Origin of the sequence: Carboxylicivirga mesophila (assembly GCF_018271975.1) — a bacterium.
Lineage (GTDB): Bacteria > Bacteroidota > Bacteroidia > Bacteroidales > Marinilabiliaceae > Carboxylicivirga > Carboxylicivirga mesophila.
In genome coordinates this window covers 133,161-144,433 of the sequence record NZ_JAGUCN010000017.1, presented here as the reverse complement: position 1 = coordinate 144,433, position 11,273 = coordinate 133,161, and the positions used below count along the sequence as shown (strand labels likewise).

The following is an 11,273-nucleotide window of genomic DNA, read 5'->3' as shown; positions in this document are numbered from 1 at the left end:
GGTGCAACAGTCACAACTTTTGGTGTAGATGGTGCCTTTGTTGATAAGCAAGGAAACTTACTTTATCCGGTCATTTCCTGGCAATGTCAACGCACTGCTCCAATCATGGATAGCATTGGTAAATACATTCCGTTAGAAAGGCTCTACCAAAAGTCAGGTGTTTACCCCTATGCCTTCAATACTATTAATAAAATGATTTGGTTTAAGGAACATAGGCCGGATGTGCTGGATAAGGCGCATAAATTCCTTTTTATTCCCTCTTTGCTGATTCATAGACTATCGGGTGCGATGCTTAATGACACAACCATGATGGGAACAGCTATGATGAGTGATTTAGAGAAGCGTGATTTTTCTGAGGAAGTTTTAAGCGATATTGATATTGACCGTAGTTTATTTGGCAGACTGGCTGAGCCTGGTGAACAAGCTGGTGTTGTGAGCCAACCCGCGGCAGAATTAACAGGACTTCCACAAGGAACACCAGTTTTTGTGGCTGGTCATGATACACAGTTTGCCATTTTTGGCTCAGGGGCTGAGTTAAATCAACCCGTATTGAGCTCAGGTACCTGGGAGATATTGATGACACGTAGCCAAGGGTATCGTACCACCGAAAAAGAACTGGAAAAGCATCTGACAACGGAGCTTGATGCTACCAAAGGGGTGTTTAATATTGGTCAGAACTGGTTGGGATCAGGTGTTCTGGAGTGGTTCTCAAAAAGTTATTATCCAGAAATAAAGGGTGACGAATTGTATGAGACCATGATAAGTGAAGCAGAGCAGGAGCTTCCTGGGGCTAATGGTGTTATGGTTGATCCGGCTTTTTATGATGATGGAACCAGCACCAATGGTGGTATTATTACCGGTTTAACTATCGGAACAAAACGAAGTCAGATTTACCGCGCATTCCTTGAAAGCATGGCCTTTCGCTTACGTGAGGCATTGGAGGCACTGGAAGGGGCCGGGGGGTTTAAAGCTGAACGGATTATTTGTGTTGGTGGTGGTTCTAAAAACCGTTTGTGGAACCAATTACGTGCGGATATCTGTAACACACCCATCCAGTTTATTGAGCAAAAAGAAACGACCGTATTGGGCGCTTCAATGTTTGTGTTTGCCGGTGCCGGAAATTATAAATCGGTTGAAGCAGCCCGAAAACAGATCGATTACAATGAACAGGTGATTTATCCTTCCGGCAACACTGCTATTTATGAGTCACTTTATGGAAAATACATTGCCTTTAAAAGGCGTTAGAATCAGCCACATTGTTTATGAAAAATAACTCTTTAATCATGACGAAAAATCCAAAAATTGTTGAAAAAAAATACATGGTTCCCTTTATCCTCATAACAAGCTTATTTGCTTTGTGGGGCTTTGCAAATGACATTACGAACCCCATGGTGGCTGCCTTTAAAACAGTCATGGAGATTTCTAATGCCAAGGCATCGCTGGTGCAGTTTGCTTTCTATGGGGGCTATGCTACCATGGCTATTCCGGCTGCACTATTTGTACAAAAGTTCAGTTATAAGAAAGGTATTCTGTTGGGGCTGGCATTATATGCAATCGGTGCATTATTGTTTTGGCCAGCAGCTCAATATCAGGCGTTTGGCTTTTTTTTGGTGTCGCTTTATATCCTTACATTTGGTCTCGCATTTTTAGAAACCACAGCTAACCCATATATCCTGGCATTAGGTAGCGAAGAGACCTCGACTAGGCGATTAAATCTGGCACAGTCTTTCAATCCGATGGGTTCGTTATTGGGTATGTTTGTCGCCTCCCGAATTGTATTGGCTGCGTTAGAATCAGATAAACGCAATGCGGCCGGCGAATTGCTATTTCCCACGTTGGATGAAGCTGTCAAAGCCGCTATCCGTGCATCGGATTTAATGATTATCCGCGATCCTTATGTGATTCTAGGTATAGTTGTAATTGCCATGCTGGTGGTTATTGCGCTGGTCAAGATGCCTCAATCTGGTCATTCCACTGCTATCCATCCGATGCAATCATTCAGGCGATTGGTCAATAATAAAGTCTATCGCGAAGGGGTTATTGCACAGGTGTTTTATGTAGCTGCACAAATCATGTGCTGGACATTCATCATACAATATGCCGATAACCTTGGTATTGATAAGGCTACTGCCCAAATGTATAATATTGTAGCAATGGGTATATTTTTAGGCAGTCGATTTATCAGTACTTTCTTAATGAAGTATGTTAATTCACGTAAGTTGTTAATGCTGTTTGCTATTGGTGCACTAATCACCATCAGTGGTGCTATTTTCATCGAAGGTTTGGCTGGCCTCTATTGTTTGGTAGCTACATCAGCCTTCATGTCGTTAATGTTCCCCACTATCTATGGTATTGCCCTGGAAGGTATTGGAGAAGATGCCACATTAGGTGCAGCAGGATTGGTAATGGCGATTGTAGGAGGTGCGCTAATGCCTCCGTTACAAGGGACCATTATTGATATGGGTCAAGTTGGTTTTTTACCAGCGGTTAATGTGTCATTTATATTGCCATTTATTTGTTTTATCATCATTGCGGCCTATGGCTACCGTTCTTATAGGGCAACAATACAATAATTTTTGATATCAACTAATTTAAATAAACAACAAAAGACTATGTCAGTTAGAAATTTGAATTTGTTACATCCGCGCGATCAAATCATCATGATTATCAATCGGATATACAAAAAAGGATTAACCACTACTTCAGGTGGCAATATCTCAATAATGGATGAGGGCGGAGATATGTGGGTAACACCATCTGGTGTTGATAAAGGTTCGTTAAAACCAAGTGACATCATGTGTGTAAAGGCTGACGGCACAATTGTTGGACCCCACAAACCATCGATGGAATATCCGTTTCATAAGGCGATATATGTAGAACGTCCAGATTTAAAATCTGTGGTGCATGCCCATCCACCGGCATTGGTTGCTTTTAGTATTGTTCGCCAGATACCAAATACCAATGTCATTCCCCAAGTTAAATCTGTTTGTGGGCCAATTGGCTATGCTAAATATCATATACCGGGAAGTAGTGCACTGGGCGATTCCATTTCAGAGCAATTTAAAAAAGGGTTTGATTCGGTAATCATGGAAAATCATGGGGCTGTTGTTGGCGGAAAGAACGTGATTAAAGCCTATGAACGTTTTGAAACTCTTGAGTTTGCCTGTCGGACGCTAATTAATTCTAAGATTATTGGTGAGCCAAAGTTTCTTACTGAGGAACAGATCTATTCATTCAATAATCAAGTGCCAACTGACTATCCAAAGATGAGGAATATTTCACATACGTCCGATGAGAAAGGTATTCGTCATGAGATTAAGGATATGGTACGTCGGGCTTGCGATCAAGGTTTGATGATGAGTACCTACGGAACGATCTCTGTGCGTTGGAAAGGCAATGATTTTTTGATTACACCAACTGATGCAACACGCTGGGATATCCAGGAGAGTGACATTGTGCAAGTAAAAGATGGCCAATGTGAGGCTGATAAGGTGCCAAGCCGTTCAACCTGGTTGCATCAAAAGATTTATGAGATGCATCCTGATATTAATGCTATTATTTTAACTCAGCCAGAATATCTAATGGCCTATGGTGTAACGCACAAAAAGTTGGATGTAAGAACTATTCCTGAAAGTTGGATTTTCTTACAGGATATGGCCAATGTTCCTTTTGGTAGCCATTTTGCCAATAATAATACACTGTCAGAGTTGATTTCAAAAGATAATCCTGGGGCGATTATTGAAAATGATTCTGTTTTAATGACAGGTAATACATTATTGCAGGCATTTGATCGCCTTGAAGTAGCTGAGTTTAGCGCCAAATCCTTAGTAATGGGTACATCCCTGGGTGATTTTGCGCCAATGAGTGATGAAGAGATAGATGAGTTGCGTAAAGCATTTTTTTAATTAATCAAATCCTCCAACACAGGAGGATTTGAATATTCATTTTCCATGTTAGAAAAAAGACGAATTTATTTGCCACCGTTAAGCTTGGTTGGACCAGGAGTAATATGTGATTTAGTTGAAGAAATACAAACCCAGAATTATAAAAAGATTCTCATTGTTACAGATAAGGTTCTGAATGAGTTGGGTGTGGTTAAAAAGGTGACTGATTTAATGGAAGAACAGTTTATAAGCTATACAGTTTTTGATGAGGTGCAGCCTAATCCAACTTGTGAGAATGTCCATAATGGATTGGCTATTTTTAAGAGCAATGGATGTGATTTTATCCTAACAATTGGAGGAGGCTCACCACAGGATTGTGGCAAAGCTATAGGCATTCTGGCAACTAATGGGGGTGATATCAAAGACTACGAAGGGATTCACTTGTCAAAACATAAGTCAGCTCCTATTGCAGCTATTAATACAACTGCTGGCACTGCAAGTGAGGTAACCATCAATTACGTTATTACCGATGAGGAGCGTAAGGTGAAAATGGTGATGGTAGATAAGAATTGTTTGGTTTCGATTGCAGTTAACGATCCTGAGTTAATGCTGAATAAACCAGCTCCTCTGACAGCAGCTACCGGCATGGATGCTTTGACACATGCAATTGAGGCATATGTAACTGTTGGTGCATTTCACTGGTCTGATCATATGGCCCTTTATGCCATTCAGTTAATTAGTGAAAGCTTAAGGGAGGTGGTTAACGATGGCTCTAATTTGGAAGCACGCAGTAAAATGGCCTGGGCACAGTTTATTGCCGGCCAAGCATTCTCTAACTGTGGCCTGGGCTTTGTTCACTCTGCAGCTCACCAGTTAGGTGGTTTATATAACACGCCTCATGGTGTTGCTAATGCGGTTTTGCTGCCACATGTAGAGCGCTTTAATCTATCGGCCTGCCCTGAAAAATTTGCTAAAATAGCCCAGGCAATGGGTGTTGATATTTCAGGAATGAACATTCAGGAAGCTGCAGAAGCTGCATTGGAGGCTATTGCGCAATTGTCAAAAGATGTTGGTATTCCATCTGGTCTCAAAGAATTGGGTGCTAACCCTGAGGACTTTGAATTGATGGCTCATAATGCTTTATTGGATGTTTGTACCGGCGGTAATCCGCGAATCGTAGAAGTTGAAGATGCGATAGATATTTATAGGGCAGCTTATTAAGTTTCCTTAGTTTGAGTTCTGAATGTAGGGAGAAGGATTTTAAACCCTTCTCCTTTTGTATTTATAATTAGGGCATTTGTAATTGTCGTGAAGACTATGCAATGAGTTTTTAGAATGTGCCATAAAGGCCATAGCTCTCTGTATTACAATATACCTGGCTGTAAAAATTAAAACCTTCTTTATTTGTTTCCATTTTTCTGGCTAGTTGAAGTATGGGATGCCCGGGCTTAACATTGAAATATTGCTGTAATTTTTCATCGGCTGTTATTGCCATCAGTTTTTGCTCGCCACCGGTCACTTCTAACTGATAGGATGTACGCATGATCTCAAAGAGTGAGCGATTCTCAAAGTTACGACTGGTAAAGCGAGGCAGGTTAATATTCGGAACTAAGGTAATGTCATAAAAGATGGGTTGTTTGTTCATGATACGCAATCGCTCCAGTTGATAGCAACCAACTTGTTTCTCAAAGTCTAATAATGGGAAGCCAAAGGCATCTTCGCATTGGACTAAAAAAGGCCTGATTATTAGTTTGGTTTCCAGGTTATCCCTGCCGATGGCTGAAGTGGTGCCTGAAAGTGATAAAATGCCTACCCCTTGTGGCTGTCCTTGCACAATACTGCCTTTGCCTTGTTTTTTGCGTATATACCCCTCATGAACCAGTCTGTCCAGTGCTTTTCTAACCGTTGGACGTGTTACCTGGTGCGTTGTGCATAGTTCATTTTCAGAAGGTAGGATGTCACCTTTGTTGTAATGTCCTCCAGTAATGTGTTGACGCAACTGTTCGTATAGTCTCTTATATGGAGGGAGTGTTGTTTTCTTTGTCATGTTTTAATTTTCTGTAAAGATAAGTTGATTTAGGTGTATATACAAGTGACTTGTAAATATGTGTAAATATCAGGTATACAAGCGTTAGTAAGAAATGTAAAAATTAACTTGTATATACATGTAGTAGTAAATAGCTTTGTTTCAAACGAATTGAATCATGGCTAACGCAATTATTATGCCTCGACAGGGGCAATCAGTTGAATCCTGCATTTTTACCGATTGGTATAAACAGGTAGGAGATGAAATCAAACAAGGAGATATACTATTTGCTTATGAAACCGATAAGGCATCTTTTGAACAGGAAGCAGAGGAGGATGGCATATTATTGGCAACCTTTTGTGAAGCTGGTGATGAAATACCAGTGCTCCACAACATTGGTGTATTAGGTCAGGCGGGAGAAGATATAAGTGCATTTCAGGCCGAAGGAAGAGATGAGTCAATGGAAGAAAGTACTACTGCAGAAGAAAATCCTGAGGTAGAAGCTAATGAGCCTGTTCAGGTGGTACTTAAAGAAGCTGTCAATGGCGATAAAGTGAAAATATCCCCACGTGCTAAAAAGCTAGCTGAGGCTGAGGTGGTGCCCTTCGAGAAAATCGAAGGTTCAGGGCCTCAAGGAAGGATTATCGTCAGGGATATTGAAGCCTATTTGGCCTCGGTGCCAAAAATAACCCCATTGGCTAAAGAAGTCATAAAAGAAGAAGGACTTCAGGTGGTAGAACAAGGAAGTGGTTTAGATGGCATGGTAAGAGCGACTGATTTATCCACCAATCCTGTTTACTCAAACGATTTTGAGGTTAAGAAATTATCAAATATCCGCAGGCTTATTGCGAAAGCTATGCATGCCTCATTGCAGAATTCAGCTCAGTTAACCCATCATTTGGGAGCTGATGCTCGTCGCTTGTTGGAGCTGCGAAAGCTAGTGAAAGCCACTGAAGGCGCACCCAATATCACCATCAATGATATGGTTTGCTTTGCTGTTATCAGAGCCTTGAAGCTGTTTCCTGATGCCAACGCTCACTTCATGGGAGACAGTGTGAAGTATTTTAATAAAGTACATTTAGGATTGGCCGTTGATACCGACCGCGGCCTGATGGTGCCAGCTATTAAAAATGCAGATGACTTGTCAATAGCAGGTTTATCCAGCCAGTTTAAGGAAGTGGCTGAATCATGTCGCAAAGGAAATATCGATCCGGAGTTACTGTCTTCAGAGGCGGCTTCGTTTACTGTATCAAATTTGGGCAACTATGGTGTTGAAATGTTTACGCCTGTGATTAACCTGCCGCAGGTAGCTATTTTGGGTGTCAACACCATTGTACCGCGTCCGGCCGATCTGGGAGGTGGGGCCTATGGCTTTGTGCCTTATATGGGATTGAGTCTTACCTACGACCACCAGGCCCTGGATGGTGGCCTGGCCACACGTTTCCTGAAGCAGATAGCCATCGAAATTGAAAACCTTTCAATTGACTTCTAAGCTATGGAAAAGATATATGATTTAGCAATAATAGGAGGCGGTCCGGCAGGCTATGTAGCTGCTGAAAGAGCCGGAGCAAAAGGATTGAGAGTGATTCTTTTAGAAAAGAAGGAATTAGGTGGTGTTTGTCTGAATGAAGGCTGCATGCCTACAAAAACCTTACTCTACAGTGCCAAGCTGTATGATCAGGCAAAAGCAGGTGCAAAGTATGGTGTTGAATCCGGTGATTTATCATTCAGCTTTGATAAAATGATGGCTTGCAAGCAGAAAGTAGTGAAGAAACTCGTCGGAGGCGTTGGTGCCAAGATGAAACAATTTAAGGTAGAGGTTATGAATGAGTCTGCCTTTATAAAAGGACGTACCCAAAGAGGTATCGAATTAGCATTTTCTGAAGAAACGATATTAGCTTCGAACCTGTTGATATGTACCGGATCTGAGGCATTTATACCTCCAATACCCGGTGTGGATGGTAGCAAAGTCATATTAACCAATCGGGAAATACTTCAGCTACAGGAGCTGCCCAAAGAGTTGGTAATCATTGGAGGCGGTGTAATTGGGATGGAGTTTGCCAGTTTCTTCAATAGCCTTGGCACCAAAGTGACCATAATTGAAATGATGGACGAAATCCTGACCGGAATGGACGCGGAGATGAGCGCCATGTTGCGCCAGCAATATGCTAAAAAAGGCATTACATTCAATCTGAGTTCAAAAGTTACGAAGATTGATGGTCAAACCGTAGTATTTGAGAAAGGCGGTAAAGTATCAGACATCAAAGGCGATAAAATACTGATGAGTGTTGGTCGTCGTCCTGTGGTAAATGGCTTTGGCCTCGAAAACCTGGGTGTAGAGCTGTTTAAAGGTGGCATTAAGGTAGATGTAAAAATGCGCACCAATATCCCAAATGTATTTGCCGCCGGCGATGTTACCGGGTTTTCTCTGCTGGCTCATACTGCCAGTCGCGAAGGCGAGGTGGTTGTTAATAACCTATGTGGTGTTAATGACCAGATGCGCTACAATGCTATTCCGGGCGTTGTCTATACTAATCCTGAGTTTTCAGGCGTAGGATTGACCGAGGAAGCAGCCAAAGCAAAGGGCATTGACGTAAGAGTAGCAACATTGCCCATGGCTTATGCCGGTCGGTTTATCGCGGAGAACGAGGGTGGTTCAGGCTTATGCAAAGTGCTGGTGGGAGCCAAATACGGCCAGGTACTTGGGGTGCATATGTTGGGTAATCCATCCAGCGAAATGATATACGGTGCTAGCATGGCCATCGAAAACGAAATGACGCTTAAAGAAATGGAGCAGGTAGTGTTTCCACATCCAACTGTATCTGAAATATTCAGGGAAACGGTATTTGCTCATACTCATTAATCCAATTGTAAATTCCTAAAATCAGTAATAATGCCAAAATCACAGTTTATAGATCCTATTAAGGTCAGACAAGCAGGTAAGATAGAATTTAAAGATATTCCGGTAAACCAGTACGATAAAAGTGTAGAAGAGGAGAAAGTAAACTTTTCAAAAGAGCAATTTATTGGGATCTATCACGATATGGTTTTAATCCGTGAGTTCGAAACAATGCTTAATGAGATTAAGATCAAAGGCGAATACCAGGGAATCGCTTATAATCACCCTGGACCGGCACACCTCTCAATTGGTCAGGAATCAGCTGCAGTGGGCATGGCCTATCATCTGAATGCGCAGGACTTCATCTTTGGTTCGCACCGTTCGCATGGCGAGATATTAGCAAAAGGGATGTCGGCCATCCATAAAATGGATGATAATGCCTTGATGGAGGTGATGAAGAATTTCTTCGATGGAACCATTTTAAAAATTGTTTCTGAAAATCATCAGGGTGATTTAAAGGCACTGGCACGCCGCTTTTTGGTATATGGCACCCTGGCCGAAGTTTTTGCCCGAGAAACCGGTTTCAATAAAGGCTTAGGTGGCTCTATGCATGCTTTCTTCACGCCTTTTGGCGTGTACCCAAACAATGCCATCGTAGGTGGCTCAGGCGATATTGCTGTAGGTGCAGCTTTATTTAAGAAAGTCAACCAGAAAGAGGGTGTGGTAGTGGCCAATATTGGCGATGCCTCCATGGCTTGCGGGCCTGTTTGGGAAGGTCTGGCTTTTGCCTCTATGGACCAGTTTGAGCAGCTTTGGGAAGGCGCTTACAAAGGCGGTTTGCCAATCATCTTTAACATCATGAATAACCAATATGGTATGGGAGGACAAACCTGTGGTGAGACTATGGGTTATGACATAGCCGCTCGTATTGGTGCAGGGGTAAACCGTGACAGCATGCATGCCGAGCGTGTTGATGGCTATAACCCGTTGGCCGTTATTGATGCTTATCAGCGTAAACTGGAGTTACTGAAAGATAAAAAGGGCCCCGTTCTGTTGGATGTGCTGACTTATCGCTACAGTGGTCACTCACCTTCTGATGCATCATCCTATCGCAGCAAAGAAGAGATTGAAGCCTGGGAAAAACAGGATTGTATTACTTCCTATGGGACAGAGTTGGTGAAAGCTGGTGTTGTTTCACAGGATGAACTGGACGCTATCAAAGCGGATGTTGCTGAGCTAATGAAATACTCGATGAAGTTGGCTATCGACGAAGAGGTGTCACCACGCATGGATCTGGTGAAGCATCCTGAATTGATAGGGGAAATGATGTTTTCCGAAGGAAGCATCGATAAGATGGAAGATCGCCCGGTGGAGGTCAACCACCCAATAGAAGAGAATCCACGAGTAAAGCAGATTGCCAATAAAGAGCGTTTTGCTTTCGATGCCAATGGTAAGCCGTTCTCTAAAATTAAGCAATACCAATTACGCGATGGCTTGTTCGAAGCCATTGTTGATCGATTCTATAAAGACCCAACTTTAGTAGCTTACGGTGAGGAGAATCGTGACTGGGGAGGTGCCTTTGCGGTGTACAGGGGTTTAACAGAAGCTTTGCCATACCAGCGTTTATTTAATTCGCCTATTTCGGAGGCTTCTATTATTGGTACTGCCATTGGTTATGCCATGTGTGGTGGTCGTGTTATTCCTGAAATTATGTATTGCGATTTCTTAGGGCGTTGTGGTGATGAAGTGTTTAACCAGTTGCCGAAATGGCAGGCCATGTCGGGTAATGTGATTAAGATGCCGGTGGTCGTTCGTGTGTCAGTGGGGTCTAAATACGGAGCACAACACTCGCAGGACTGGTCCTCTTTGGTGGCACATATTCCGGGTTTAAAAGTATGTTTCCCGGCTACGCCATACGATGCCAAGGGGTTGATGAATGCAGCCCTGCAGGGAACCGATCCGGTAATATTCTTTGAGAGTCAGCGCATTTATGATATTGGTGAGCAGTTTCATAAAGGCGGTGTGCCTGAGGAATACTATGAAATACCATTTGGTGAGCCGGATGTAAAAAAAGAAGGTAAAGACATTACTATCTTAACTATTGGAGCAACGGTGTACCGCGCCCTCGAAGCAGCCAAAGAGCTTGAGGAAAAGTATGGCATGTCGGCCGAAGTAATTGATGCCCGTTCGATTGTACCATTCAACTACGAGCCGGTTATTGAAAGCCTTAAAAAAACAGGCCGTATTTTATTGACCAGTGATGCCAATGAGCGTGGTTCATTCCTGAAAGATATGGCACAACGCATTACCGAACTGGCCTTTGATGAGCTGGATGCACCGCCGGTAGTAGTTGGATCGCGTAACTGGATTACTCCGGCCTATGAGTTGGAGGATTATTTCTTCCCAACAAAAGACTGGATGATTGATGCCATTCATGAGAAGATTGTGCCACTTAAAGGCCATAGTGTAGCTAATAATTTCACCAATGCCGAGATGATTCGTCGTTCTAAGTTGGGAATCTAAC

The 11,273-nt window shown here is 42.7% G+C and carries 8 protein-coding genes; 7 read left to right on the top strand and 1 reads right to left on the bottom strand.

Annotated features, from left to right (window positions below; translation table 11 throughout):
* The 4 genes from fucK to KEM09_RS14935 all read left to right on the top strand — a co-directional run.
* A partial coding sequence (gene fucK / locus KEM09_RS14950) for an L-fuculokinase (RefSeq protein ID WP_212229505.1) occupies positions 1-1,245 on the top strand: 1,245 nt, incomplete at its 5' end.
* 38 nt (positions 1,246-1,283) lie between these two features.
* The gene (gene fucP, locus KEM09_RS14945) at positions 1,284-2,573 is read left to right on the top strand and encodes an L-fucose:H+ symporter permease (RefSeq protein ID WP_212229504.1); all 1,290 of its coding nucleotides are present in this window, start codon (positions 1,284-1,286) and stop codon (positions 2,571-2,573) included.
* 39 nt (positions 2,574-2,612) lie between these two features.
* Positions 2,613-3,905 (top strand): class II aldolase/adducin family protein, encoded by a 1,293-nt coding sequence (locus tag KEM09_RS14940; protein WP_212229502.1) that lies wholly within the window; start codon positions 2,613-2,615, stop codon positions 3,903-3,905.
* 45 nt (positions 3,906-3,950) lie between these two features.
* Entirely contained in the window at positions 3,951-5,105 is a 1,155-nt protein-coding gene (locus KEM09_RS14935; RefSeq protein WP_212229500.1) for an iron-containing alcohol dehydrogenase, read from the top strand.
* Between the two features lie 109 nt (positions 5,106-5,214).
* On the opposite strand, the gene KEM09_RS14930 is transcribed toward KEM09_RS14935, so the two are convergent.
* Complete coding sequence (locus KEM09_RS14930) at positions 5,215-5,931, bottom strand: GntR family transcriptional regulator (RefSeq protein ID WP_212229498.1); 717 nt, start codon at positions 5,929-5,931, stop codon at positions 5,215-5,217.
* A 157-nt stretch (positions 5,932-6,088) separates the two neighbouring features.
* Here KEM09_RS14930 and KEM09_RS14925 point away from each other — a divergent pair, with 157 nt between their 5' ends.
* Genes KEM09_RS14925 through KEM09_RS14915 form a run of 3 tightly spaced genes read left to right on the top strand, consistent with a single transcriptional unit; the run spans position 6,089 to position 11,272 of the window.
* The gene (locus KEM09_RS14925; RefSeq protein ID WP_244825041.1) at positions 6,089-7,402 is read left to right on the top strand and encodes a dihydrolipoamide acetyltransferase family protein; all 1,314 of its coding nucleotides are present in this window, start codon (positions 6,089-6,091) and stop codon (positions 7,400-7,402) included.
* A gap of 3 nt (positions 7,403-7,405) precedes the next feature.
* Positions 7,406-8,773: a dihydrolipoyl dehydrogenase gene (gene lpdA / locus KEM09_RS14920; RefSeq protein WP_212229496.1), complete on the top strand. Its 1,368-nt coding sequence runs from the start codon at positions 7,406-7,408 to the stop codon at positions 8,771-8,773.
* A 30-nt stretch (positions 8,774-8,803) separates the two neighbouring features.
* Positions 8,804-11,272, top strand: coding sequence for an alpha-ketoacid dehydrogenase subunit alpha/beta (locus tag KEM09_RS14915; protein WP_212229494.1), 2,469 nt, complete (start codon positions 8,804-8,806; stop codon positions 11,270-11,272).
* Position 11,273: the final 1 nt, after the last annotated feature.